Below are 25090 nucleotides of genomic sequence, written 5' to 3' on the forward strand. Positions count from 1 at the left end.
GCGGTCATCGAAGTCTTCCGGTGATGCGCCAGAGATCGTAACTCCACAAGGAATCCGGGAAGCCGCCTGTTCTGCTCTTGGTGAAGACCACGGTCAATTCCGTTGTGGACGGCAGCATTCCATAGATGTTGCGGAGGATCCCAGGATTGTGGTTGCGGGGGAATCCGGTCGTTTCCGGTGATATCCGTGCCTCGTTCCTCCACTTTCCCCGGCCGTTCCAGATGCTGGCGCCGTCGATGCTGTCGATTTCGAGGCTGCGGGAAATGTAGCTGGGCTGGCCGCCGGGATAAGGACCCAACTCCCGCACAGCGTAGAACCTGTCCCGGGGAGGGTCGTAAACGACGTCGAAGTTGTGCAGGACGTCGGCGCCGCCGTCGGACCCCGTTATTCCATCGTTGGTGACCTGTAGCGCGGATCCGATCGTCGGATCGTCCAAATCGCCGAGGGTTAGATGCCGGCGCCAGGCTGTCGTCGTGGGGCCTCCTGCGGTGTAGAACAGGAGCACCTCGCCGGCTTCCGGGTTCACGGTAGTCGCGCTCGGCTGACCGACACCCCACATCCCCGGCTCGAAAGGGTTGGCCACGATGGGCGCCGGATACTTTGTCCACGGTCCGGCGAGATCGTTCGCCAGCGCCAGCCCGATCTGATTGCCGGTGTTGTCCTGGGCCGTACCCAGGAAGAACATCAGATATTGGTAAGTCTGGCCACGATAGGCGGTTTTGGCCGCCACCACGGTCGGATCACAGACATGGGTGGAATCCCAGGTGCCGCCGCCTCCCGGCCCGAGGACCGCGAAGTCCCGTTGCGGTGTGCCGCTCGCGACATCGACCTGGCTGAAGAAGACGTGGTCACGGATCAGGCCGGGCGAGGAATTGTGACAGGTGTAGTAGTAGGTGTGGCCAGAGTCGACCACAGCCGACGGCGCATACGCGTACTGCTGTCCGGAGGCAGGCGAGTAGACATGGTGGACGCCGTCCGCCTGGACCCAATCCGTGGTCGTCGCATCCAACGCGTGCACATAGGGCGAGTGCACGATCGTCAGTGTTAGAGCGGTCAGCGAAACAGCGGCCATCCGGGCGTGGAACCGTGTCCTACTGGCCAAGATTTGTCCAGGCTGCCTCGAAGCCACCGGCCTTGAGCAGGGCTTGCCCGTCCTGGAGCACGACGATCCGCTTGGCGCCGAGGCCGAACGTGGTGACTCCGGCGGCTTGGGCAGTCCAGGGCTGATTTGGGCTAGCGTCGTCCTTCGCCCAGAGGACACCGGTGTCCAGGAGAACGCCGAGACGGGTGCCCGCGATGTCGAGCTTGGACACCTTGCCGTACTGGGGATCCCACTGTGTGGTCCAGCCGGCGTCGAGGCCGCCCTCCTTGAGTTGGACGAAACCATCGCGCAACGCAGTGACCCGATTTCCCGACAGGTCGAATGCTGTGGTCGCATCCGAAAGGTCGGTCCAACCGGCGGGGACGGCGTCGTCCTTGACCAGGAGATGCCGATCGGCGGTCAGGACGCCGACCCGGCCGCCGTCGATACCGATCGCGGTCGCGGCGCCGTAGCGAGCGTCCCACTGGGTCGTCCACGGGGCCTTTAGGTCGCCGTCCTTGAGATAGGCGCTCCCCCCGGACAGTATGGCGATCCGGCTGCCGGAAAGCGCGAAGTCGGTGACGGCGTCACGCTCGCGGAACCAACCCGTCGCCGGTTCGGTGTCGTCCTTGACCCACAGATCCCCGGTGGATAGCAACACGCCGATCCGGGTGCCGTCGACGCGAAGTTTGGCCACGGTGCCATATTGGGCCTCCCACTGAAGTGTCCACGTACCGCCGTCGAGAAGGTACGCGGATCCGTTCTGCAGCCTGGCGACTCGGCTGTCGGACAGTGAGACATCGGTGATCTGGGTGATCTGCTTGAGCCAGGGGCCGAGGTCGTCCACTCGGGTTCCGGTGCTTCCCCGGCGGGATTCTGTCACCCCGAGACATCCGTGCTGCCACGAAGCGCTACTGACCCCGACGAGTTCCGCTTTTCCGGCGGTCTCGCGAATCGCCGGGCCTCCGGCGTCACCGAGACAGGTGTCGGAGTCGCCGGTCAGCATAACCGTCGTGGGTGTGAGGGATTCGACCGAGAACGGACCGCTGTGCAGCAGATTCGGCACCCATTCCGTTTTCGTCCTGCCGAAACCGGCTACGCGTATTGTTTCCCCCGCTGTCGGCGCCGCGCCGATTTCGACGGGTGCGGTGCCGGTGGCCGTCGACGCCAGCTTGGCCAGCATCAGGTTGCGGTCCGGACGACGCACCAGCGACGTGACCTGGGTGACCAGACCCGTGGTGGTGGTGAGGTCCGGTCGTCCGACCACGACGGTGGTCGCCTTGGCCGGAACGCCGCCCTGTGGGTTCTCGGGGAAGCAATCGGCCGCGGTGACGATCCAGTTCGGCGACACGAGGCTGCCACTGCATGCGCGCCCCTCCATCGTGACCTTCGCGGCGAAAGCGTAGGTTGCCGGAGTGCTACCGGACACGGCCATCGCCGGATAGACGAACAACAATGGAGTCAAGGTCATCGCGGCCGCCGTGGTGGCTATCCGTCGCGCATATTTCACAGGAACGATCCTTCGGGTGGGGTCGTCGGAACCCGAGGGCGCCCGGCCGGAAACCGCGCGGAACGGTGAATGGAACAAAGCGTTTGATTCCCCCAGGTGGACGCGCGACCTCGCGTCGTCAAGTCGACGATAAAGGCGAAAGTCCTGGGGCGTCAAGAAAGCCGAGAACTTTGCGCCGTTTGGCGGCGGTCGTCGCGACCCTCGAGAGTAAGCGGGAGGGATGTCCTTGCGTGGTAAGGGCACCCCTCCCGTCTCGAATCACTTCCCGGAAGCGTTCTTGATGAACTTCGCCAGGTCCTTCGCCTGCCGCACCCGCGACTCCTCGTGCACGTACATCATGTGCCCGGCCGGGTAGTACGCCGTGTCGATGTTCTCCCGCAGCTCCTCGGGAATCTGCAAGCGCGCCAGCACGTGCTCCGAAGCGAAATACGGCGTCGCGCCATCGTAGTGGCCGAAGGCGACGTGTACCTGAAGGTGCGGGTTCGCCCGCATGGCCGACGCGAGCGAGTCCACAGAGGACACCGAGCGGCCCTCGAAGTCGGAGTACGACCAGGCCTTGAAGACGTCCGTCGACAGGACCTCGTACGGCAGGTCGTTCTCGTAGCCGAGTTCGGCCCGCACGTAGTGGTTGAGCCCGCCGGTGTAGGCGCCGATGATCCGCGAGATCGACGGGTCGTCGCTCATGTGCTCGCGGCCGCCGTCGGGTTCCCAGGTGGTGAACCGGCCGTCCATCCGGCCGACGACGAGACCCTTGTCCCGCAACAGCTCGGTGAAGTACCGCACATGTTCGATCCGCAGGTTGACGCGGTCCACATAGGACTCGCTCAGGCCGGTGAGGGAAGCGAGCGTCGCCACGGCCTCGGCGCGGTCCTGGGTGGACAGGCGGGCGCCGCGAGCGAGAGCCCAGGGGAGTTCCTTGGCCGCGAAGTCCTCGGCGTCGGCGAGGACGTCGTCGAGCGGCCGGTCGCCGTGGAGGCCGTGGTAGTGCGCGATCGCCGCGTACGTCGGCACGTAAAGCGAGTACGGCAGATCGTTGCCCTCGGTGAACCGCAGCGTCCCCATGTCCAATACGGACGAGATCAGCAACAGTCCGTTGAGGTACATGCCGTGGCGTTCCTGGAGATGCGACGCCAGCCCGGCCGCGCGGAGCGTGCCGTACGACTCGCCCGCGAGGAACTTCGGCGAGAGCCAGCGCTGTTTGCGCGAGACCCACAGCCGGATGACCTCGCCGATGGACTCGATGTCGGCGGTGTACCCGTGGTACTCCTTGGCCGCCTCGCCGTCCACGGCGCGTGAGTAGCCGGTCGACACCGGGTCGATGAACACCAGGTCGCTGTGCACCAGCAGGGTTTCCTGGTTGTCGGTCAGCCCGTAGGGCGGCGCGACCGGGTCGTCGACATCGCCCGAAAGCACCCGGCGCGGGCCGAGCAGGCCCATGTGCAGCCAGACGCTCGCCGAGCCGGGGCCGCCGTTGAACGCGAACGTGACCGGGCGCGAGCCGGGCTCCGCGTCGTCGAGCGTGTAGGAGGTCATGAACACCTCGGCCTTGGCCTTGTAGCCCTCGGACTTGCCGTCGGTGATGACCTCCTTCCGCAGCACGATCCGCCCGGTCTGGGCGGTGTAGGCGAGCTTCTTGCGCTTGAGCGTCAGCGTGTGCTTCGTGGTGACCAGGTCGTCGGTCGGCTCGACCTTGGTTTCCACCGACGGGGTGTCCTTCTCGTCGGTGACCTTCGAATCGGGATTGGTGTCCGGCATGCCTCCAACTTACTGGCAGTCTGTAGGAGTGGACATCGTCACGGCGCATGATCGCCCGAGCACGCCCCAGGAGGCGATCGGGATCCAGGAAACCCTGCGTGGCCTGGTCGAACTCGAAGATCGCTGTCCACAAGAGATCGTCACGGTCACCGGGCTGGACGTCGCCTACGACGAGGACAGCGGTCTCATCGCGGCCGCCGCGGTCACCCTCGAAACCGGCGGATTCCGCGTCGTGGAAAAACGAACCGTCGTTTCCCGGATCTCGTTCCCGTACGAACCTGGCCTTTTCGCTTTCCGCGAGCTGCCCCCGTTGCTCGACGCCCTCCGCGCGCTCGACCACGTCCCGGATCTGCTGATCTGCGACGGCCACGGCCTGGCGCACCCACGCCGGTTCGGGCTCGCGTGCCACGTCGGTGTCGTCACCGGGCTGCCGTCCGTCGGCGTCGGCAAGACGCGGTTCGTCGGCGAGCACGATGAGCCGGGCCTCGGACGCGGCTCGCGGGCGCCCTTGCTGGACGACGGCGAGATCGTCGGCGCGGTCCTGCGCACCCAAGACGGCGTGAAGCCCCTCTATGTCTCCGTCGGCCACAAGATCTCGCTGGACAACGCGTGCCGTCAGGTGCTGCGGCTGTGTCCCGCGTTCCGTCAGCCGGAGACCACCCGGCAAGCCGACCGGCTGGCCCGGGACGCGCTGAAAGAGGCGTTATGAGGTTCCGCTCGCTCGCCGAACTCGACGCCGAGGTCGTCGGCTGCCGCGCCTGCCCGCGGCTGGTCGCGTGGCGCGAGGAGATCGCCGTGGTCAAACGCGCGGCCTTCGCCGGCGAGACCTATTGGGCCCGGCCGGTGCCCGGCTTCGGCCCGCCGGACGCGTCTCTGGCGATCGTCGGACTCGCTCCTTCGGCGCACGGCGCGAACCGGACCGGCCGCCTGTTCACCGGCGACCCGTCCGGTGACGTCCTCTTCAAGGCACTTCACCGGGTCGGGGTCGCGTCGCAGCCGACGTCGACCCATATCGGTGACGGCCTCGAGCTCCGCGGGACCCGGATGGTCTCCCCGGTGAGATGCGCGCCACCCGCCAACAAGCCCACACCTGAGGAACGGGAAACCTGCCGATCGTGGCTCGCGGCGGAACTCGAGTTGCTGAAACCGACGCTGAAGGCCGTCGTGGTGCTCGGCGCGTTCGGCTGGCAGGCGCTGCTGCCGGTGCTCGCGGAGGCGGGCTGGCCGGTGCCCGCGCCACGCCCGAAGTTCGGCCACGGAGCCGAACTGGAACTCGGCGACCTGCGCCTTTTCGGCTGTTATCACGTGTCGCAGCGCAATGTCCAGACCGGCCGCCTGACCCTTGACATGGTGTGCGACGTCCTCGCCTCCGCGACCTCGGCGGCCGGCCTGAACTGAATCGTTGCGGAAACCGTGGCGACGCTGGTCACAGCCGGATGGGGTCTCCGAGCGATCTCAGCAGATGGGTGCGACTATAGAAATATGGCTGGTGTTAAGTCGGAACCGACACGGATCCTCGTCCTTGGTGGTGGGTACGTCGGGCTCTACACGGCGTACGGGCTCCAGAAGATGCTCCGGGCCAACGAAGCGTCCGTGACGGTCGTTGACCCGCAGCCGCACATGACCTATGCCCCCTTCCTGCCCGAGGCGGCGGCCGGTGCGATCGAACCGCGGCACGTGGTCGTGCCGCTGAGGCGCGTGCTCAAGCGCTGCCACGTGCTCACCGCGCGCGTGACGAAGATCGAGCACGAGCGCAAGGCCGTGACGGTCGAGGCCGCCGACGGGCACGTCGAGCAGCTGAACTACGACGTCCTCGTGGTCGCTCTCGGCGCCGTCGCGCGCATCCTGCCGATCCCGGGCCTGGTCGAAGAAGGCATCGCCTTCAAGACCATCGGCGAGGCCATCTACCTGCGCAACCACGTCATGACGAAGCTGGACGAGGCCGCCAGCACGCTCGATCCCGAGCAGCGCAAGCGCCTGCTGACGTTCACCGTCGTCGGCGGCGGGTTCGCCGGTATCGAGGCGCTCGCCGAACTCGAGGACATGACCCGGTTCGCGGTGGAGAACTACTACCCGAACCTCAAGGTCGAGGACATCCGCTGGGTGCTCGTCGAGGCGGCCGGGCGGATCCTCCCCGAGGTCCGCGAGACGCTCGGTGTGTACACCGTCGAGCAGCTCGAAAAGCGCGGCATCGAAGTCTATTTGTCGACAGCGGCGAAGTCGTTCGAGAACGGTCACGTCGTGCTCTCGGACGGCACCGAATTCGACACCGACACGATCATCTGGACCGCCGGGGTGAAGGCGAACCCGGTGCTCGCCAGCTCGGATCTGCCGCTCGACAAGCGCGGCCGCGTCGAGGCCACCGCCGCGATGCAGGTCGTCGGGCACCCCGACGTCTGGACCGCCGGTGACAACGCCGCCGTGCCGGACCTCTCGCGCACCGAGCAGGACCCGACCGCGACCTGCCCGCCGAACGCGCAGCACGCCGTTCGCCAGGCGCGTCTGCTGGCGAAGAACATCATCAAGGTGATCCGCGGCGGCAAGCCGAAGGACTACTACCACAAGAACCTGGGTGCGGTGGCCAGCCTCGGCCTGCACAAGGGTGTCGCCGACGCGCTGAACCTGAAGATCAAGGGCTTCCCGGCCTGGCTCTTCCACCGCGCGTACCACCTCAAGGCGATGCCGACGTGGAACCGCAAGATCCGCATCCTGTTCGACTGGATGCTCGGTGGCCTGTTCCGGCGCGAGGTCATCTCGCTCGGACAGATCAACAACCCGCGCGAGGAATTCGACCGGCTGTCGAAGTCCTGAGGTCTCAAGTCCGTGAAGGCCTCCTTCCCTACCTTGAACGTAGGGAAGGAGGCCTTCACGGCGTTTAAGGTGTGCCGGTGCAGGCATTCCGGAAGTCCGTACCCGCCGTTCCGCTCGCCACCGGCCTGGCTCCGGCCGAACTGGCGAAGCACGTTCTGGAGCGGATCGAGCGCGACAACGCGCACGCCCGCTCCCGGAAGAGGCGTTTCCGCTGGCGTGCGGTCTCCATCAGGGTTCTCCTGCTCGCGCTCTCCGCGGCGTCCACGATCATCCTCGGTCTGCAGAACCTCAACGGCTGGACCGGTGTGGCGTTCGCCCTCGTGGCCGTGACGACCGTCATCGGCGCGCTCGAGCCGTTCTTCGCCTGGCGCTCCTTGTGGGTCCTGATGGAAGAGGTCCAGTTCCGGCTCTACCGGCTGCGTGACGAGCTCAGTTTCTACATCGCGTCGACCCCGCCCGATCGGATCGATCCCCGGCTGGTCAACGAGAAGTTCGCGGAGTACCAGGCCGTTTGGAACGAGCTCGGTCTCCGTTGGCTCGAATATCGGCGTACTGAAGCGGCGAACTGAAGGGCATCGCTTAGGCTGTCGGTGCCCCGGTAGCCCAACTGGCAGAGGCAGTCGACTTAAAATCGACACAGTGCGGGTTCGATCCCCGTCCGGGGCACCATTCGTGCAGGTCAGGGCTCTATCTGCTTTTGCTGGTCCTGGCCGGCCCCGATTTACCCCCGGAATTGGCCGAACCGTCGTCATCCCACATGCCTTCCAGCGCGACCGCGTTGTCCCGGGAGACCGCCATCCTGCCCATGTACACGTCCTGAGTGATCGACGGCCGGGCGTGGCCGAGCTGGTCGGCGATCTGCCGGGAACTGAGTTTCGCGTCGTCCAGCACCGTGGCCGCCGTCTTGCGGAAGACGTGCGACTTGACCCCTGCGAAATCCTCCGTGCCGCGTGCCTGTCGAAGATCTCGCCGGGTGTTCGACGGGTCATGTGGCCCACCGAGCGTATCCGGGAAGACCAGAGTGGCCGGATCACGCCCAGCCTCCTCGGCGAGGCGGCGACGCTTCCGCAGCACGGACAACGCCCATGACGGAAGTGGTGACTCCGGGCGAGTTCATCACCGAACCGAGCATGCTCTATCGGAAGCACCTTGCCCAGACCACCGCCTCTGCCGACTACTGGAAGCCGCAGGACGATGAGGCACGCAGGCGTCTCATTTAGATGCGCGTCGATGCGATCCACGCCCACGGAACGCGGTACCTGCCGGGCCGATCGATGATGACGATTCGGCTGTGGACCCGTTGGTTCCGCCGGAGGCGTGTCAGGCGCAGGGCTTTCGCGTACGACACGGGGCCGCCGACGAAGGGAGCAAGCTCGTGGTTGGACCGGCATACGCCCGGATCACGGATGCCTACGCACGTCGTATCCATGCCGGAGAACTTCGGTCGGGGACTCGGCTTCCAAGCCACCCGGAGATTGCGAGCGAGCATGGGGCTCGGCATGGCTCGTGGGCCCCTGCAAAGTCAAGGCCTGGTTCGGCCCGTCCGACGTCGTGGCGTCCTCGTGCTGATCTTGAAGCCCTGCCGTCTGCCGACCGTCGATCACCTCCCGAAGCGATGTTCGGCAACGAGTCCGATCAGGCCAGGAATCAGGAGGCACTGAGCGCCTGCACGCGCGCGCTCGACGCCCTTCGGGAGATGCAAGCCAAGCATCATGCGGAGACGCGCCGAAGCTTTGCCGAGGTTGATCAAGGCCGGTCGCCCGTCATGACGCTTGTCGAGGTTCAAGTGACGGTTGACGTTTTGGTTTCACCGGTCACTTGCCCTTATTCCTGGACAGCATAGTTCCGTGCGGCAGGAAACGCGTTTCTACGAGATAGAAGGTTTCTCAATCCCAACGTGAAACCGACACGACCGAGAGATGTGGTTCGGAAATTGGTTGCGCCTGAGACTATGGTTTGTTCATGAGTAAAGCCCCGGAACCTGCCCGAGGGACCGAATCCCTGGTTCGCGCGCTCATCGCCGATCACTTCGGTAGGCCAGTGACGGCCGCATCACAGATGACCTACGGACACGGCAGCGTGACCTACCGAGTTGATCTCGACGGCCAGGCCGGGGAGAGCGGCAGCTTCATTGTGCGCACCTCCGTTGACAGCACCATTTACCGAGGAACTCGGCACAACATCGACGTTCTTCGCGATCTTGGGTTGCCTGTCCCGGTGGTGGTCGATGCCGATCTCACGCAAAATCGGTATCCGTTCGCATACATGATCATGGAGGTCATTGCCGGCCGCGATCTGCGTTACGAGCTCGACACGATGAGCCGAGACCAAATGTCTGAACTCGCTGGTCGCATCGTCGGGTTCGAGCGCGACGTGATGTCACTGGCGCCCGGCGGCGGATACGGCTTCGTGCCCATTGGATGGCCAGGCCGGCACGCTCGGTGGGTAGATGCCGTCCGCGCGGACCGGATAGAGGTACTCAAAACAACTGAGCCCGACCTGATGCCTTTTGCCCGCAAACTGACCGAATTATTGAGCCACGCCGAATCGCGGTTGGACGGTGTCCCGCCCACGTGCTTTCTCGACGACTTGACCACCAAAAATGTCATGGTCCGCGATGGTGTCCTGCAAGGACTCGTCGATTTCGACGTGGTCTGTTATGGCGACCCTGTGTATTGGCTCGCGTTGACCCAAGTTGCCGTGCTCAGTGACACCTCGCCGAAGTGTCAGTTCTACGTTGACGAGCTCATGCGATTCTGGCAAGCAACGGACGCCGACCGCGCCAACTTCGCCCTGTACTGCGCGTTGCACGCGGTGGAATTCGTCCGCCATGACAACGCCGACTCCGTCTGGAGGTCCCGACTAATCGAGGCCTCGGAAAAATGGCTGGCCGAGGCACGATAAGCCAGTTGACGTTGTCCACCGCGAGCGAACCCGCGGCCGGCGGTGTCCAGCGTCAGTCGAACCACGACAGCCCGTCATGACGCTCGCGTGTTCAAGGCGGCCCCTCCGAGGCCGCTGGCCAGGGTGTTTGATCCACGGGCAAGCTCCGCCGGGGCGTGCGGCCCGCGCTTCGGAGGGGCCGTCGACAAGGGGGTGAGATGTCGACCAGGGGATACGGCAGTGTCGGCGTGATGTCGCGGTTCGCTTCCGCCAACCTGGGCGATGTCCTCGCCGGACGGGCAGGTCTCCGGGGTGACGAAGAGGCCCCCCGCTTGTAGGTCGAGGTCGAAGATCAAATCCTCGACTTTCCCCGGAAATGATCACCGCAGGTCATGCGAAAGCGCGGCAGTGAAGACAAATGTCGATCACTGCCGCGCCAACGGGGCACCACACGTTCCGCTCTGTGGACGTCCTGGTCCGCGCGGTCCGCCGCTGCCGACAATGACCCGCATGACCGGAACCGGCCTGACCGACGAAGCCACCTACGACCGCGCTCGGCTCGCCCAGTGGCGCGCGGGGGAGGCGCGGGGTGACGGGTTGTCCAGGCGCGGCCTGCTTCGGCTGGCGGCCGGTGGATCACTCGCGCTGACCGCGTTCGGCACGCTTCCGGCCGGAACGGCGTCGGCGGCCCCGCCGATCGTGAAACCCTTGCCGCCGGAGATCTTCGAGGTCTACGGCACCAACGCCGAGACGCGTTGGGAGGCGCTGAGCGGGCAAGGCTATCTGACCCCGGTCGAACGGTTCTTCGTGCGAAACCACACCACCACACCATCGATCGACGCCGGCACCTGGCGGTTGAAGCTGTTCGGGACCGGGCTGCGTGGAGGGCCGGTCGAGTTCAGCTACCGAGACCTGCTCGAGTTGCCTGCGGAGACGATCACTTCCGCCATCGAATGCGCGGGCAACGGACGGAGTTTCTTCAGTAGCCAGCAAGGGCAGGTGGTCTCCGGCACGGCATGGAAGCTCGGCGCCGTCGGCGTCGCGCGCTGGCGCGGTGTGCGGCTTTCCACCGTGCTGGCCAAGGCGGGCTTGACCCGGCACGCGGTGGATGTCCTGCCGGAGGGACTGGACGCCGACTATGTCACCGGCGGGGTCAACCTGGGGAAGGTGCGCCGTCCGCTGCCGATCGCGAAGGCCTTGCAGGACGTTTTGCTGGCGTACGAGATGAACGGACGTCCGCTCCCGCCGGACCACGGCCATCCCGTGCGGCTCGTCGTGCCGTCCTGGGTCGGGATCTCGTCGATCAAATGGCTGGGGCGCATCGAAGTCTCGGACACGCCACTGGTGTCGCCGTGGAACACGCAGTACTACCGGCTGCTCGGGCCGGACTATCCGGCCGACGGCACGGTCGTCACCCGGCAGGTGGTCAAGAGCGCGTTCGAACTGCCCTGGAACGCCGAATTCGCGGCAGGTGGCAAGCAGGTGCTGCGCGGCCGTTCGTGGTCGGGAAACGGCCGGATCCGGCGCGTCGAAGTCGACACCGGTGCCGGTTGGCGGCAGGCGAAGTTCGTGGGCGCGGCGGCCGATCGAGGCTGGCAACGCTGGGAGATCCCTTGGCGCTCCGGCGTTCCCGGCGGCCACACCTTGCGCGCGCGGGCCACGGACATCACCGGTGTCACCCAGCCGGACGTCACCCCGCACAATTCCCAGGGCTACCTGTTCGACGCCGTCGTCCGGCATCCGGTCCGGGTGGTGTGAGATGACGCGGCCGGTCGCGGTGAGAGGGGAACAGGCCGTCGAATTGACTCTGGAGTTACGGGTGAACACCGACCCGGACCACGCCGCCGCGATCGCCGCGCGCCTGCTTGAGTCCTTTGAGGACACCATTGGGGTGACCCTCACCGCGAGGACCGTTCAAGCGGATCCCGGCCAGATCATCGAACTCGCCGGACGACGACGACGATTCGGCGGATCCGCGCCACCGCTACGCATCGAACCCGACTCGCGACGAGTGCTGTTGAGTGGCGAGGTGCTGGAGTTCACCAGGCTGGAATTCGATCTCCTGCTGTTCCTGAGCCGGAATCCGGACCGCGTTTTCGACCGCCTCACCCTGATGGCGCAGGTGTGGGGGCTGTCCGGCGGTAACGGGCGGACGGTGGACGTCCACGTCCGCAAGATCCGCGGGAAACTCGAACCCGTGCTGACGCCGATCACGACGGTGCGTGGGGTCGGCTACCGGTTCGACGGGGCGGGCCAGGTCCTCATCGCGGACTGAGTGCCGTCCGGGCAAAGCCGGGATGCCAGGATACGAACCGTGACTTCGACCTACGTTTTCGTACACGGTTCGAGCAGCGCCTCGTTCACCTGGGGTCCGCTGCAACGCGAACTCGCTCTGCTCGGCCACCGCACGCTGGCCGTCGACCTCCCCGGCCACGGCTTCGCCGCCGGTTTCCAGGCCGCCTACCAGGCGCCCCAGGATCTCGAAGCGCTGGCCACGGCGCCGTCGAACCAGGCGGGCGCCACGCTGGCCGAGGCCGTCGAGCAGGTGGTGGCCGTCGTGCGCAAGGTCGCCGAGCACGGACCGGTCATCCTGGTCGGGCACAGCCGCGGCGGGCTCGCGCTCACCGGCGTCGCGAACGCGGTCCCCGAACTGATCGACCGGATCGTCTACATCTCGGCGTGGTGCTGCGTCGACGCGACGGTGGGCGAGTACATGCAGGGACCCGAGTACGCGAGCAGCGCGCTCAACGACGTCGGCGGGGTCGTCGTCGCGAATCCCGCCGAACTCGGCGCGCTCCGGATGAACTGGCGCACCGCCGATCCCGAGCTGCTGGCCGCGTTGAAGACCGCGATGCTCGAAGACGGCACCGAGCAGGAGTTCTTCGCCTACCTCAACACACTCGAGCCGGACGAGAGCCTCGACGCCGGAACCGAACTCGCCGACGCCGCCACCTGGGGCCGGATCCCGCGCACCTACATCCGGCTCACCGAGGACCGGTCGATGCCGCTCGCGCTGCAGGACCGGTTCATCAAGGAGGCGGACGCGCTCACCCCGGACAACCCGACCGACGTGCGGTCGCTCGCGAGCAGTCACGTCCGGTTCCTCATCCACCCGCAGGAGGCCGCCGCCGTCCTCGCCGGGCTCGCGTAGTTCATCAAAGGGACCTCAGGGAGCGACAAGCCCGGCTTCGTAGGCGAAGATCGTCAGCTGGACCCGGTTGGCCGCGTCGAGTTTCGCGAAGATCCGGGTGATGTGGGTCTTCACCGTCGCTTCGCTCAGGTGCAGTGCCGCGCCGATTTCGGCGTTGGTGCCGCCTTGAGCGACGGCGGTGACGATCTCGCGTTCGCGTCCGGTCAGGGTGCTCAGCCCGGCTCGTGCCCGATGGCGGCGAGGGCTCGTCCTGGCCGCGACGAAGTGCCCGATGAGTTTCCGCGTCGTCCGCGGCGAAAGCACCGCCTCGCCCGCCGCGACCACCCGCACCGCGTCGATGATCTCCTGCGGCGAACCCTCTTTCAGAAGGAAGCCGCTGGCACCCGCGCCGAGCGCGTCGAAGACGTACTCGTCGAGGTCGTACGTCGGGCTTCCTGCGCACGTCGCCGATCCAGCGGCTGTTCCGGGACGCGCAGGCGGGCGGCCTGATGGCCTATTCGGCGGAAGTCTGCAAAGACCGGATCGGGAAGACGGTGCTCCTGCCGCAGGAATGACCTCGGATGGCCGGCCGGGTGACGTCAAGCCCGGCCGGTCCCGCCGAAGCGGGTCAGCAGCAGCCGCTGCCGCAGCAGTCGCAATCGCACCAGTCGTCGTTCCGCATGGTCATCCACCTCCTCCCTCGGGGTCGCAGCCGGGCGGGCACCAGGCGCCGGGAACCGGATCGGCGCAGTTCTCACCGGACATCCCGGACAGCATGGAAGTGAGTTCGGCGCGCAACTCGCCGAGCCGCGCCATCTCCGCTTCGATCTCGGCGAGATGGCGTTCCAGCATGGTTTCGGCGGGTTCGCACGGGCACACGCCGGTGTCGCGCACGCTCAGCAGGTCACCGATCTCCGTCAGCGTCAGCCCGAGCCGCTGGGTGCCGCGGATGAACCGCAGCCTCTCGATGACGCCCTCGTCGTAGCGCCGGTGGGCCCCGGTCGTCCGCGCGGGTGTGGGCAGCAGGCCGATGCGCTCGTAGTAACGCACGGTGTCCGGCCGCACTCCGGCGCGGGAGGTCACCTCGGACATGGTCAACGCCGTCAGCGCCTTCGTCGCTTCGGTTCGCATGATGCGAGCGTAGAACTTGGACCCGGCTCCAGAATCAAGTCCGGATTCCGACGGGGCTCACGAAGAGAAGACGACCGACTGGCGCTTCCGCATCATTCGAGAGGGTGGAAACGGCGAGAGGACGGCACGGTGACTGACTTCCGGAACGTGATCAGGGACCTCACCACGGAAGGTGAACAGGTCGACGCCCTGGTGGCCGGCCTCGACGACGCGGGGTGGGAGCTGCCCACGCCCGCGACGGGCTGGTCGGTCAAACACCAGATCGCGCATCTCGCGTTCATCTTCAAGATCGCCGGGTTGTCCGCGGCCGAGCCGCGCGCCTTCGCCGAACTCGCGAAGTCGTCGATGGCGCGCGGGTTCGACGCCGCCGTCAACGCGGCCCTCGACGACTACCTCGGTGACCCCAACGAGGTCCTGCTGAGCCGCTGGCGCGCCGAACGCGACGCCGGTATCAAGGCGCTCGCCGCGGTCCCGGCGGACCAGGTCGTTCCGTGGCTCGTCAACCCGCTGCCGCCGGCCATCCTCGCCTGCGCCGGGATGATGGAACTGTTCGCGCACGGCCAGGACGTCGCGGACGCGCTGGGTGTGCGGCCGGAGCGGACGGACCGGCTCGCGTACCTCGTCGGCTTCGCCGTCCGGGTGCGGGACTTCGGCTACGAGGCGCGTGGCCTGACCCCGCCGGAGCAGGAGTTCCGTTTCGAGATCACCGCGCCGTCCGGCCAGTTGTGGACGTTCGGTCCCGAGGACTCGCCCGAGCGGATCACCGGGAGCGCCGAGGACTTCTGTCTCCTGGTCACGCGGCGCCGTCACCGCGACGATCTCGACGTCCGTGCCGAGGGTGCGCTGGCCGACCAGTGGCTGGACATCGCACAGGCGTACCGCGGCCCCGCGGGTGAGGGGCGCTCTCCGGGACAATTCGGTCGTTGAGTCCCTCCGCTTCCGCGGTGGATAGGGCATCCTGGAAGTCGCGATCAACTCCGCTCGGTGCGATCGTCGACGCACAGGGGGTCTAGGAGGCGATCGTGACGCGAGTGTGGCTGATCAGGCATGGGGAAAGCGAGTCCAACGCGGGGCTTCCCGGCGGGGAGCCGGGAACTTCGGCGCTGACCGAACTCGGCAGACGCCAAGCCCTCGAAATCGCGGATTCGCTGGCCGAACCGCCACGGTTGATCGTGACGTCGCCGTTCCTGCGGGCGCGGCAGACCGCCGAGCCGACGATCGAGCGGTTCCCCGGCGCGGAGCGTGAGGAGTGGCCTGTCCAGGAGTTCACCTTCCTCGGTGAACTCCATGGACAGGTCACCAACACCGCCACCCGTAAGCCGTACACGGAGGCCTACTGGTCCCGTGCCGATCCGCATCACGCGGTGAACGGCGCGGAATCCTTCGTGGCGCTCTTCTCCCGGACCCAGGATTTCCTGGCGCGGCTGGGTGAACGCGAACCCGGGCCGATCGCGGTCTTCACGCACGGGCTCTTCATCCGCGCCGTCATGTGGTCATTGCTGACCGGGATCACCACGCCGGACAGCGAGGCCATGCGCGGATTCCGCACGTTCGCCGACACCTATCTCGTGCCGAACGGCAACATCACCGAACTGCGGTACACGCCCGGGAAGCGGGTTCCGCGAGTGGTGGTCCCGCTCGCCTCCCGGTACGCGGATCGCTAGGGCTTCAGCAACAGCTGGAGCTTGTTCACCCCGGTCATGTTCGGGCTCGGGATGAACGACGGCGGAGCGGCCGGATCGGTGCGCAGATCCGGGAAGCGGTCCAGCAGGATGTTGAGCGCCGTCTTGCCTTCCAGCCTGGCGAGCGGAGCGCCGATGCAGAAATGGATCCCGCGGCCGAAGGCCAGGTGCGGGTTGTGCGCCCTCGCCGGATCGAAGGTGCCCGGATCCGTGAACGTACGCGGATCCCGGTTCGCCGCCGCGACCCAGATACCGAGCATGCTGTCCGGCGGGATCGTCTGGCCGCCCAGTTCGACCTCGGTCGTCGTGGCGCGGGCGACGAGTGCGAACGGGCTGAGGAAACGCAGCGATTCCTCGATGGCACCGGGCAGCAATGCCCGGTCCTCGCGGACGCGCCGGTACTCGTCCGGATGGGAATCCAGGCACAGCACCGTGTTCCCGAGCAGCATCGTGGTGGTGATGTGCCCGGCCAGCAGCAGCACGTTCGCGAAGTTGACGACTTCGTTCTGCGTGAGTTTCGCGCCGTCGACCTCGGCTTCGACGAGTTTGGTCAGCAGGTCCTCGCGCGGGTTCCGCCGCCGGTCGTCGACATGCTCGGCGAGGTAGTTCACCAGGTTCTTCACCTGGGCGGCCGTTTCCTCGGCGGCCTTCTTGTCCTCTTCGGTCTGCTTGATCAGTGACCGCTGCTGGCTGTTCCGCAACAACGTGTCGACCCATTCCTTGAACAGGTCACGATCGCTCGCCGGGATGCCGAGCAGTTCGGCGATAACGATCACCGGCAGCGGGTAGGCCAGATGGGTCACCAGTTCCATCGAGTCCGCCCCGTCGACGGCGTCGAGGAGTTCGTTCGTCAGCGCAGCGATCCGCGGTTCGAGATCCGCGACGACCTTCGGGGTGAAGGCGTGGCTCACCAGCGTGCGCAGTTTCTTGTGATCCGGCGGGTCCATCACGAGCAGGTTGCCCTCGACGAACAGATCCTTGTCCGGTGAGAGCTCCTTCGGGATCAGCCGGGTGGTGTCGGAGGAGAACACTTTGGGATCACTCAGGGTCTTCAACGCCTCGGCGTGGCCGTAGACGTTCCACATGCCTGTCTCGGTGTCGAAACTGACCGGCTCGGCCGGGAATTCGCCTCGAAGCCAGAACTGGCCTTCGTGGACGCCCCAGTTTTCGGCGATCGTGGTCATGGCTTGCCCCCTTCTTCAGTGGTGGAGAACCCGGATCAAGCGGGCTCCTCGGGGCCGTCCTTCCGGTAGATCCAGGCGCGATAGGACGAGATGAGATCCTGGAACGCCTGGGTCACTTCGGCCGCGGTGGCGGCCACGTTCGCCGGGGACGGCGGCTCCGGCGGCTCGAACGCCGTCCGGATGATGTGCGCGAGAGCGTCGGCCTTCTCCTCGGATTCGAGGTCGGCGCCGTCGGCGATGAAGCTGTCCATCAGGTAGAACCCGAGCGCCGAGGCGCGCAGGGAAAAGAGCAGGTTCGGGATGTCGTCGCGCAGCAGGCCCCGGTCCGTCATCGTCTTCAGGTACCGCTCGGTCACGACCGTGTCCTGGTCCTGCAAAGGATGTTTCTTCAACCTGCCCAGCAGTTCGGTGTTGCCGGTGATGAGCGCACGGAGCAAAGGGCTCTGTTGGGTATGAAGGAAAACCGCCCGGTGGAGCCGGTGCGGAACGACTTCCGCCGGATCTTCGTCCAGCCGGGCGAGGAGATTCTCGGCGGCCCGGAGGGATTCACGCAGGAGCAACGCGTGGAAGAGGGTTTCCTTGGTGGGCCAGTGCAGGTAGATCGTGCCCTTCCCGATGCCCGCCTGACTCGCGATGTCCTCGATGGTCACCTTGCGATAGCCCAGCCGCGTCAGCAGGACGCCGGCCGCGTCGAGGATGCGATCGGCGCGGCCGGCGGTGCGGTCCGGACGTTCTGCCACGTGCGCTCCCCTGTCTCTGACTTCGTGACCAGATTTGCTCATCTGGTCATCCGGTCAGTTCGACAGTAGCGCCGGGTCTACCGGTCCGGCAAGGGAATCGACGAGTTCTTAACGCAGACGGTGGGCGAGCAGGAACTTCCAGATGACCGGAGTCGCGTCGATGACGGACGGCGTGGCGGAGTCGTTGTTCGGTGTGGTGCTCGGCCAGACGTGCCCGGCGCCTTCGACCCGGTAGTGCTGCAGCGAGCAACCGAGCCAGCGCTGAACGGTGACGTCGGTTTTCGGCGAATACCGGATCGGGCGCGGGAAGCATCCGTTCCGGTCTGCCCACGCGGCGAGCCAGACCGGCAGCGACGGCAGGCCCTTGGCGGGATTCCCCGTATAGGGGATCGTCGCGTCGGCCGTGCCGTGGAAATCGAGAATCGGAGCGGGACGCGACGGATGGCAATCGCCGCCTTGCGGGTAGAACGCGCCGGCGACGGGAGCGAACGCCGCGATCCGGCCCGGCATCCGGCAAGCGAGGACACCGACGAACCCGCCACCGTTCGACTTGCCCGTCGCGTAGATCCGGCGGGAGTCGACGCACAGGTCACGCTGGAGCGTGTTCAGCAGGTCGCTGGTGAAGAGCACGTCGTCGGCGGCCGCCGAGTACGGCGCGCCGGTCCATGCCGATTCGCCGTCCGTGCCCGGAAGTCCTTGCGGATAGACGGAAATCGCGTCATAGGCGGAAAATCCGGACAGTTCTTCCTGATATTTCGACGTTCGTTTGTGGCCGTGGAACGACAACACCAGCGGGTACGGCCGTGACGGCCGGTACTGGGCGGGCACGTGCACCGTGTACTCGCGGACCAGCCCGCCGGACGTCAGCGTCCGCAGCGTCGTCGTCCCGGCGGGTACCGGAGACGGACGCCGGCAGCCGGTCGTCCGCACCGGATGATCGATCGCCGACGGCGCGGCAGAGGCCATCGGGGCGTCGAACAGGCTCAGTCCGGCAGCGACGGTGGCCGTCAGCGCGAGACGGCGCAGGAACTTCGTGAGACCAGGCACGCGATCCTCCTTGATCGGGCGGCAGGGCGGTGATCAGGGTCACTCCTGTCGCGGGCCTGGTCTGCATTGTGTTCATTGAGTTTTCGGACCGCTTGTCACCTCACGCTGCCGGGCCTGGCGATCGGGCTCGTCGCTGACCCGCCGTGCTCCGGCGGGTCAGTCGTCCGGCCGGTCAGCCGCAGGCGCGTTTCGCCGTGAGTACCCGGGTCAAGGCCTCGTTGACCCGGGCGGCCGGCAGATCACCAGACGCGAGCGCTTGCTCCAGGGTGGTCAGCACCGTCCCGACGTTGCCGCCGGAGGACCACAACGCCTGATCCGCCCCCGCCTGCAGGGCTTTGAGCACGGCCGCCGGGAGCGGGTACTGCGCCGTGATCGCCTTCATCGCCCCGAGGTCGTCCGTGATCACCGGGCCGTCGAACGCGTAGTCCTTCCGCAGCAGCCGGTACGCCGGTGCCGACAGGGTCGACGGAGTGCCGCCGGTCAGATCGGGTACGTCCAGGTGCCCGACCATGACGCCGATCTCGCCGTATTCGCCGATGTCGCGGTACGGCACCAGGTCGACCTTTCGCAGCGAGGCCAGCGGCGGCGTTCGCACCAGTCCCTTGTGGGAATCGCCGGTGGCGTGCCCGTGCCCGGGGAAGTGCTTCAGTACCGGCTGCACCCCGGCGTCCCGCAGGCCCTGAGCGAACGCCAGAACGTACTTGCGAGCGACCTCCGGCTCCGCGCCGAACGATCGGTCACCGACGATGTCGCGGTCCGGCTGGTCGGTGATGTCGGCGTCGGGCGCGTAGTCGACGGTGACACCGCGGGCTCGCATCTGCCGTCCTCGCTCGGCCGCCTTCGCCCGCACCTGCGCCGGGGTCAGCGTCGAGGCCATCTTCCGGGCGCTCGGCATATCGCCGTCGAGGGCGTCGATCCGCTGGACACGACCGCCTTCCTCGTCGATCGCGACCGACACCGGGACCTTCGCGGCGCGTTGGACCTCGTCCAGTGCGCGGTTCTGCAGCAGGGCCGTCTCGTTGCCGCCGAGGAAGATCCCGCCGACCTGCTGGTCGCGCACCAGCTTCACCGCCGCCTGCGGATCACCGGCGTTCACGCCGACAACCACCAGCTGGGCCAGCCGCTGCCGGGGGCTCATCCCGGCGATGACGGTTTCGCAGCCTGGAGTCGGCGCCTGCTCCGCCCTCGGTGACGGCGAGGGCGTGCTGGAGCTGGGCCGGCTCGAAGCGGCGCTGCTGTGAGGTGGAGGTACGGATCCCGCCGGCTGTGCGGAACCGGCCTCGTCGTTCGCGGTTCCGCACTGCACGCTGGTGGCCAGGACGGCAGCGGTACCCAGGATGACGGCCGCCCACCGCTTCGTCGTCTTCGGTCGCCCGGAGTTCATCAGCTCGTTTCGTTCGTCGTCCATGCCGCTGTCGACGGTAACCCCAGTTGCCCTTTCGTACGCGCTCGCGTGCCCTTTGGTGCGTGGCGCACCTTCGGCCTCACCTCCTTCCGATCCGTGTTCTCTCTGGTCAAAGCGGTGTCCGTGCTTGACAACTCGATCTGCTGCGCCGTAGATTACCACATGGTTATGGAACCGCAAGGTTATCCAGCCCTTCCCGGCAAGCACCTGGAGAGCCGGGCGTGAGAACTCGAACTCGTGAGAACTTGGGAAACAGAAAGGCGGGCGACTGTGGCACAGGATCTGCTCGATGTCACCTTCGCGGCACTCGCCGACCCCACCCGCCGCGCCATCCTCGCGCGGCTCGCGCGCGGCGAGGCCACGGTGACGGAGCTGGCCGAACCCTTCGCGATGAGTCAGCCCGCCATCTCCAAGCATCTGAAGGTGCTGGAGCGGGCGGGGCTGGTGGCAAGGGGGCGTGATGCCCAGCGTCGCCCGTGCCGGCTGGTGGCCCAACCGCTGAAGAACGCGAACGAATGGCTCGGCGGCTACCGCCGCCACTGGGACGAGACCTTCTCGCAGCTCGACCTCGTCCTGGACGAAGAAATGAAGCACCCGGAGCGCCGGGAAGAGACCGAGTGACCACCGCACGAGCGGAAAGGAACAGCACGATGGGACGCACTCTCAGCGTGACGAAATCCGGCGATCTCGAGATCGTCATGACGAGGTCCTTCGACGCGCCGAGGGCGTTGGTGTTCGACGCGTGGACCAAACCGGAACTGGTGCGCCGCTGGTTCGGCCCGCGCGGCTGGGAGGTCGTCGAATGCGAGATCGACCTGCGAGTCGGCGGCGGATGGCGCTATCGGCTGCGCCGCGGCGACGGGAAGGCGATGGTGCTGCAGGGCGTTTACCGGGAGATCGACCGTCCGGAGAGGCTCGTTTCCCTCGAGACGAACGAGGACTGTGATGCGTCGGAAGGTCAGGCCTTGGCGACTCTGACGCTGGTTGAGCGGGAAGGGGTCACCACTTTGACCCAGGTCGTGCGGTACGACTCGAAGCGGATCCGGGACGCCGTGCTCGAATCCGGAATGGAGCGGGGCGTCGGCGAGGGCTTCGACAAGCTGGCCGAATTCATGGCCGCTCCGGTGGAGGCGGGAACACGATGACCGCCATCGCGGACCGTTATCGCGCCCGGGCCGACGCCTTCGAGAGCAAGGTCTCCGCCGTCCGAACCGGCCAATGGGAGAGCAGATCCCCGTGCGAAGAGTGGAACGCCAGGGATGTCGTCGGGCACATCGTCGACATGCACGGCGCGATGCTGCGTCCCGTCGGGCGTGATCTCGGGCCGGCGCCGTCGCTTCTGGAAGACCCGCTGGGCGCCTTCCGTGCCGCTCGGGCCGATGTGGAAGCCATCCTCGCCGATCCCGTGCTCGCGGCCACGGAACACGAGACACCCACAGGGAAGATGACCGCGGAACAGCACATCGACCAGGTCGTCAGTGCCGACATGGTGATCCACGGCTGGGATCTGGCCAGGGCCACCGGGCAGGACGACACGATCGATCCGGAGGAGATCGCCCGGATGTGGCCGGCGGCGCAGGCGATCCCCGATGAGATGAGGATTCCCGGAGCGTTCGGGCCCGGCATCGTCGTCTTCGGTCCCGAAGTGAAAGTGCCCGAAGACGCGCCCCTGCAGGACAGGCTGCTCGGGCTGATGGGCCGGGATCCGAACGCCTGACACGGATCAGACGTGGATCCCGCGGTGTCGCCGGACGGGCCGGGGAGGAACCGGTACTTCGGCGGTATCGGTTCCCTTGGCCGCGGCCAGGACACGTTCCAGAACCGACAGAGAGGTGGTGAGCAAAGAGATCTGGTTCTGGATCCGAGTCTTGGCGATCTCCAGTTCGCCGGTCATCTCCGGCGAGGGCACCAGATGCGTGTGGTCCCCGGAGACACAGGGAAGGAGTTCCGCGATTTTGCCACTGCACAATCCGGCCGAATAGAAGAGCTGGATCTGCAGGACCCTGGCGATGTCGTCTTCGGCGTAGGTCCGGTAGCCGTTGCCGCATCGAGCAGGACTCAGCAGGCCTTCCGTTTCGTAGTACCGCAACGAGCGGACACTCACCCCGGTTCGCTTCGCCAGTTCGCCGATCCGCATGAGTCCACAGTAGCCGCGGAAACCGAGGTTGACCGTGACGTCGGTGTCAGGGTTTAGCTTCGCGTCATGAGGTTGCTCGAAGCATTCCGCGGTACCGCGCTCCAGCTGCCGAACCGGGTGGCGATGGCCCCGATGACCCGGGGGCGCGCGGACGATGTCACCGGTGTGCCGCATCCACGGACGGCCGAGTACTACGCGCAACGCGCGAGCGCCGGTCTGATCGTGAGTGAAGGCGTCTGGGTGAATCGGACAGGCAAGAGCGGTCCGGGCATTCCAGGGCTCGCGACCGAGGAACAGGCCGAGGCATGGCGTGCGGTGACGGCGGCCGTGCACGAGGAAGGCGGCCGCATCTTCGCGCAGCTCTGGCATGCGGGCCGGGTCTCTCACCCCGGGGTGATGGGCCGGACGCCGGTGGCGCCGTCGGCGGTCCGGCAGGCCGGCCGGATCTTCTCGGCCGAAGGCTGGACGGACACGGTCGAACCTCGTGCGCTTGGTGAAGAGGAGATCGGCGAGGTGGTCCAGGACTTTGCCGCGGCGGCCCGGCGGGCCATCGAGGCGGGTTTCGACGGCGTGGAGCTCCACGGCGCCAACGGCTACCTCATCCAGGAGTTCCTCGCAGGCAACACCAACCGAAGAGAGGACCGCTACGGCGGTTCGGTCGCCGCCCGGCTTCGCTTCCCGCTCGAGGTGGTGGCGGCCGTGGTCCGGCAGATCGGTGCCACCAGGGTCGCCCTGCGGATCTCGCCGGGTAACCCCGAGAACGACATCGTGGAAGAGGATAGGAAGGAGGTGTATTCACGACTGGTCGCGGAATTACGCCGGTACGAGCTCGCGTACCTGCACGTCATCGACACTCCTGAGGTCGACATGCTGTCGCACCTACGGCCCTTGTGGCCAGGGACGCTCATCGCGAATCTGAGATCCGCGGAGCCGACCACCCAGGACGAGGGTGAGTCCTTGATCAAGTCCGGGCTGGCCGACGTCGTCGCTTTCGGCAGGTTGTTCATCGCGAACCCGGATCTGCCCGCCCGTTTCGCTCTCCACGCCCCGCTGGCTCGGGCGGACCACGCCGTCTACTACGGCGCCAGGCTCGACGGCTATACCGACTTCCCGGCGTTCGATCCGGACTCGGCGAAGTTCGCCTGTTCGGCGCGCAGCTGATCTTCGCCACCCGCTCTACAGTGCGGGGATGGTCAAGACGGCGGTGGAGATCGCGGCGGCTGTGCGTGCCAAGGAACTCGATCCGGTCCAGGTGACGCGCGAGGCGCTTGCCCGGATCGCGGCGGCGGACGGGGTGGTCGGCGCGTTCCGCCGGGTGAGGGCAGAGGAGGCGCTCGCCGAGGCCGCCGCCGTCGCCGAGCGCGCGGACCTGGCGGACCTGCCCTTGGCCGGGGTGCCGATCGCGGTCAAGGACGTCGCGCCGGTCGAGGGGGAGTACGCCTCGTGGGGGTCGTGTGCGGGTTCGTCGACGCTGTCCACAGAGGACGGTGAGATAGCTCGGCGGTTACGCGCGGCCGGAGCGGTGATCGTGGGCCTGACCCGGGTGCCGGAGTTGTGCATCTGGCCGTCGAGTGACGATCCGGACGGGACAGCACGCAATCCGCGCAATCCGTCCTATGCCGCCGGCGGTTCGTCGGGCGGGAGCGCCGCGGCCGTCGCGGCCGGGATGGTGCCCATCGCGCACGGCACGGACGGGCTGGGGTCGATCCGGCTGCCGTCCGCGATGTGCGGGATCGTCGGTCTCAAACCGGGTAAGGACGTGGTCCGCATACCGGGGGAGAACGGCTGGTTCGGCTTGTCCACGCACGGGCCGATGACGACCACCGTGGCCGACGCCGCCGTGCTGATATCGGTCCTCGCCGAACAGCCCGGGCTGGCCGACCTCGCCGCCCCGAAGCGATCCCGGATCGCCCTGTCGACTCAGGTCCCGTTGACGAGGGCGCCGTTGCCGCGCGCGTTCAGCCGGGCCGTCACACGAGCCGGAGAGCTGTTCCGTGCGGCCGGGCATACCGTCGCGCCCGGCACGCCCCGGTACAGCGCCGGAGCGATCGGTGGCCTCTTGGCGCGCTGGGTCGCGGGCCCGGCGGAACAAGCGGCCGAGTTCGATCTCGCCGCGCTCCAGCCCCGGACACGCACCCACGTCCGGCTCGGGCGGCTGATGGCCCACCGTGTCCGGGAGAGCACACGGGAGCGCTGGCTGGAGCGTGCCGGGGAGTTCTTCACCGACCACGATGTCCTCGTCACGCCCATGATCGCGACGCTCCCGCTCAAGGCCCGCACCTGGCACGAAAGCCGGTGGATCGCCAACGTGTTGCCGTCCGTGCGCGTGGCGGGTTTTGCGGGCCTGTGGAATCTCGCGGGCTATCCGGCGATGTCCGTGCCGGTGGGGGTGCATCCTTCCGGCATTCCGGCCTGCGTCCAGCTCGTCGCCGCGCCTGGCGGGGAAGCGCTCCTCTTGGGCCTCGCCGCCCAGCTCGAAACGGCCAACCCCTGGCCGCGCACCACCGCCTCCTGACAGCTTCCGGAACAGAACAAGGGACCTTTGCCACCACTCTCCGAAAGAGAGCGATAGCAAAGGTCCCTTGCTAATTCGC

The 25090-nt window shown here is 67.0% G+C and carries 26 protein-coding genes, 1 tRNA gene and 1 pseudogene; 17 read left to right on the forward strand and 11 right to left on the reverse strand.

The window, feature by feature from the left end:
• Positions 1-4: 4 nt before the first annotated feature.
• From BLW75_RS30440 to BLW75_RS30450, 3 genes are all read right to left on the reverse strand, one after another.
• The gene (locus BLW75_RS30440) at positions 5-1072 is read right to left on the reverse strand and encodes a glycoside hydrolase family protein (RefSeq protein ID WP_034305530.1); all 1068 of its coding nucleotides are present in this window, start codon (positions 1070-1072) and stop codon (positions 5-7) included.
• A gap of 19 nt (positions 1073-1091) precedes the next feature.
• A complete protein-coding gene (locus BLW75_RS30445) occupies positions 1092-2591 on the reverse strand; it encodes a S1 family peptidase (protein ID WP_167373540.1) in 1500 nt (499 codons plus the stop codon).
• 258 nt (positions 2592-2849) lie between these two features.
• On the reverse strand, positions 2850-4346 hold the full coding sequence (locus tag BLW75_RS30450) for a S10 family peptidase (RefSeq protein WP_034305527.1): 1497 nt from the start codon (positions 4344-4346) through the stop codon (positions 2850-2852).
• A gap of 28 nt (positions 4347-4374) precedes the next feature.
• Here BLW75_RS30450 and BLW75_RS30455 point away from each other — a divergent pair, with 28 nt between their 5' ends.
• The 5 genes from BLW75_RS30455 (at position 4375) to BLW75_RS30475 (ending at position 7826) form a co-directional block, all read left to right on the forward strand.
• Positions 4375-5055: an endonuclease V gene (locus BLW75_RS30455; protein ID WP_034305525.1), complete on the forward strand. Its 681-nt coding sequence runs from the start codon at positions 4375-4377 to the stop codon at positions 5053-5055.
• Positions 5052-5744, forward strand: a complete 693-nt coding sequence (locus tag BLW75_RS30460; protein WP_034305522.1) for a uracil-DNA glycosylase — start codon at positions 5052-5054, stop codon at positions 5742-5744. The genes BLW75_RS30455 and BLW75_RS30460 overlap by 4 nt, the downstream gene beginning before the upstream one ends.
• 84 nt (positions 5745-5828) lie before the next feature.
• Positions 5829-7157, forward strand: coding sequence for an NAD(P)/FAD-dependent oxidoreductase (locus BLW75_RS30465; RefSeq protein ID WP_007028829.1), 1329 nt, complete (start codon positions 5829-5831; stop codon positions 7155-7157).
• A gap of 77 nt (positions 7158-7234) precedes the next feature.
• Positions 7235-7726: an SLATT domain-containing protein gene (locus BLW75_RS30470; protein WP_034305936.1), complete on the forward strand. Its 492-nt coding sequence runs from the start codon at positions 7235-7237 to the stop codon at positions 7724-7726.
• A gap of 23 nt (positions 7727-7749) precedes the next feature.
• Positions 7750-7826, forward strand: a tRNA-Leu gene (locus BLW75_RS30475).
• A gap of 18 nt (positions 7827-7844) precedes the next feature.
• Here the strand turns inward: BLW75_RS30475 and BLW75_RS30480 are convergent.
• On the reverse strand, positions 7845-8231 hold the full coding sequence (locus BLW75_RS30480; RefSeq protein WP_241783239.1) for a tyrosine-type recombinase/integrase: 387 nt from the start codon (positions 8229-8231) through the stop codon (positions 7845-7847).
• Positions 8232-8242: 11 nt separating this feature from the next.
• On the opposite strand from BLW75_RS30480, the gene BLW75_RS43980 reads away from it, so the two are divergent.
• From BLW75_RS43980 to BLW75_RS30500, 5 genes are all read left to right on the forward strand, one after another.
• Positions 8243-8377: a hypothetical protein gene (locus BLW75_RS43980; RefSeq protein WP_277814935.1), complete on the forward strand. Its 135-nt coding sequence runs from the start codon at positions 8243-8245 to the stop codon at positions 8375-8377.
• Positions 8378-9119: 742 nt separating this feature from the next.
• Positions 9120-10061: a phosphotransferase family protein gene (locus BLW75_RS30485; RefSeq protein ID WP_103746160.1), complete on the forward strand. Its 942-nt coding sequence runs from the start codon at positions 9120-9122 to the stop codon at positions 10059-10061.
• Between the two features lie 489 nt (positions 10062-10550).
• The gene (locus BLW75_RS30490) at positions 10551-11798 is read left to right on the forward strand and encodes a sulfite oxidase (RefSeq protein WP_034305931.1); all 1248 of its coding nucleotides are present in this window, start codon (positions 10551-10553) and stop codon (positions 11796-11798) included.
• 1 nt (position 11799) lies between these two features.
• Positions 11800-12315: a winged helix-turn-helix domain-containing protein gene (locus BLW75_RS30495; RefSeq protein WP_034305517.1), complete on the forward strand. Its 516-nt coding sequence runs from the start codon at positions 11800-11802 to the stop codon at positions 12313-12315.
• Between the two features lie 39 nt (positions 12316-12354).
• Positions 12355-13191 (forward strand): alpha/beta fold hydrolase, encoded by an 837-nt coding sequence (locus tag BLW75_RS30500; RefSeq protein WP_034305515.1) that lies wholly within the window; start codon positions 12355-12357, stop codon positions 13189-13191.
• A 15-nt stretch (positions 13192-13206) separates the two neighbouring features.
• Here the strand turns inward: BLW75_RS30500 and BLW75_RS30505 are convergent.
• Together BLW75_RS30505 and BLW75_RS30510 are read right to left on the reverse strand one after the other, a co-directional pair.
• Positions 13207-13617 (reverse strand): annotated as a pseudogene (locus tag BLW75_RS30505) (response regulator transcription factor); the annotation flags it as partial.
• A gap of 237 nt (positions 13618-13854) precedes the next feature.
• On the reverse strand, positions 13855-14301 hold the full coding sequence (locus tag BLW75_RS30510) for a heavy metal-responsive transcriptional regulator (protein WP_034305512.1): 447 nt from the start codon (positions 14299-14301) through the stop codon (positions 13855-13857).
• 129 nt (positions 14302-14430) lie between these two features.
• Here BLW75_RS30510 and BLW75_RS30515 point away from each other — a divergent pair, with 129 nt between their 5' ends.
• Both BLW75_RS30515 and BLW75_RS30520 read left to right on the forward strand, forming a co-directional pair.
• Complete coding sequence (locus tag BLW75_RS30515) at positions 14431-15228, forward strand: TIGR03084 family metal-binding protein (RefSeq protein WP_034305510.1); 798 nt, start codon at positions 14431-14433, stop codon at positions 15226-15228.
• 95 nt (positions 15229-15323) lie between these two features.
• A complete protein-coding gene (locus BLW75_RS30520) occupies positions 15324-15965 on the forward strand; it encodes a histidine phosphatase family protein (protein WP_034305508.1) in 642 nt (213 codons plus the stop codon).
• On the opposite strand, the gene BLW75_RS30525 is transcribed toward BLW75_RS30520, so the two are convergent.
• From BLW75_RS30525 to BLW75_RS30540, 4 genes are all read right to left on the reverse strand, one after another.
• Positions 15962-17167, reverse strand: coding sequence for a cytochrome P450 (locus tag BLW75_RS30525; protein WP_034305506.1), 1206 nt, complete (start codon positions 17165-17167; stop codon positions 15962-15964). The two genes, BLW75_RS30520 and BLW75_RS30525, sit on opposite strands and share 4 nt — an antisense overlap.
• Positions 17168-17202: 35 nt before the next feature.
• On the reverse strand, positions 17203-17907 hold the full coding sequence (locus tag BLW75_RS30530) for a TetR/AcrR family transcriptional regulator (RefSeq protein WP_034305504.1): 705 nt from the start codon (positions 17905-17907) through the stop codon (positions 17203-17205).
• A 108-nt stretch (positions 17908-18015) separates the two neighbouring features.
• Positions 18016-18954: a CE1 family esterase gene (locus BLW75_RS30535; protein ID WP_034305500.1), complete on the reverse strand. Its 939-nt coding sequence runs from the start codon at positions 18952-18954 to the stop codon at positions 18016-18018.
• A gap of 172 nt (positions 18955-19126) precedes the next feature.
• Complete coding sequence (locus BLW75_RS30540) at positions 19127-20362, reverse strand: glycoside hydrolase family 3 N-terminal domain-containing protein (RefSeq protein ID WP_034305498.1); 1236 nt, start codon at positions 20360-20362, stop codon at positions 19127-19129.
• A 267-nt stretch (positions 20363-20629) separates the two neighbouring features.
• On the opposite strand from BLW75_RS30540, the gene BLW75_RS30545 reads away from it, so the two are divergent.
• From BLW75_RS30545 to BLW75_RS30555, 3 genes are read left to right on the forward strand one after another with little or no spacing between them, the layout of a single operon-like run.
• Positions 20630-20980 carry an ArsR/SmtB family transcription factor gene (locus tag BLW75_RS30545; protein WP_034305496.1) on the forward strand — a complete coding sequence of 117 codons (351 nt, stop codon included), beginning with the start codon at positions 20630-20632 and terminating at the stop codon, positions 20978-20980.
• A 29-nt stretch (positions 20981-21009) separates the two neighbouring features.
• A complete protein-coding gene (locus BLW75_RS30550) occupies positions 21010-21504 on the forward strand; it encodes an SRPBCC family protein (protein ID WP_034305494.1) in 495 nt (164 codons plus the stop codon).
• Positions 21501-22076: a TIGR03086 family metal-binding protein gene (locus tag BLW75_RS30555; RefSeq protein WP_034305491.1), complete on the forward strand. Its 576-nt coding sequence runs from the start codon at positions 21501-21503 to the stop codon at positions 22074-22076. The genes BLW75_RS30550 and BLW75_RS30555 overlap by 4 nt, the downstream gene beginning before the upstream one ends.
• Positions 22077-22082: 6 nt before the next feature.
• Here BLW75_RS30555 and BLW75_RS30560 read toward each other — a convergent pair whose 3' ends face one another.
• The gene (locus tag BLW75_RS30560) at positions 22083-22496 is read right to left on the reverse strand and encodes a MerR family transcriptional regulator (protein WP_034305489.1); all 414 of its coding nucleotides are present in this window, start codon (positions 22494-22496) and stop codon (positions 22083-22085) included.
• Between the two features lie 66 nt (positions 22497-22562).
• Between BLW75_RS30560 and BLW75_RS30565 the strand changes: the two genes are divergently transcribed.
• The gene (locus BLW75_RS30565) at positions 22563-23657 is read left to right on the forward strand and encodes an alkene reductase (RefSeq protein ID WP_034305487.1); all 1095 of its coding nucleotides are present in this window, start codon (positions 22563-22565) and stop codon (positions 23655-23657) included.
• A 28-nt stretch (positions 23658-23685) separates the two neighbouring features.
• Positions 23686-25011: an amidase family protein gene (locus tag BLW75_RS30570; RefSeq protein WP_034305484.1), complete on the forward strand. Its 1326-nt coding sequence runs from the start codon at positions 23686-23688 to the stop codon at positions 25009-25011.
• The last annotated feature ends 79 nt before the right edge of the window (positions 25012-25090 follow it).

The sequence above is a fragment of the Amycolatopsis lurida genome (genome assembly GCF_900105055.1).
Taxonomy (GTDB): domain Bacteria; phylum Actinomycetota; class Actinomycetes; order Mycobacteriales; family Pseudonocardiaceae; genus Amycolatopsis; species Amycolatopsis lurida.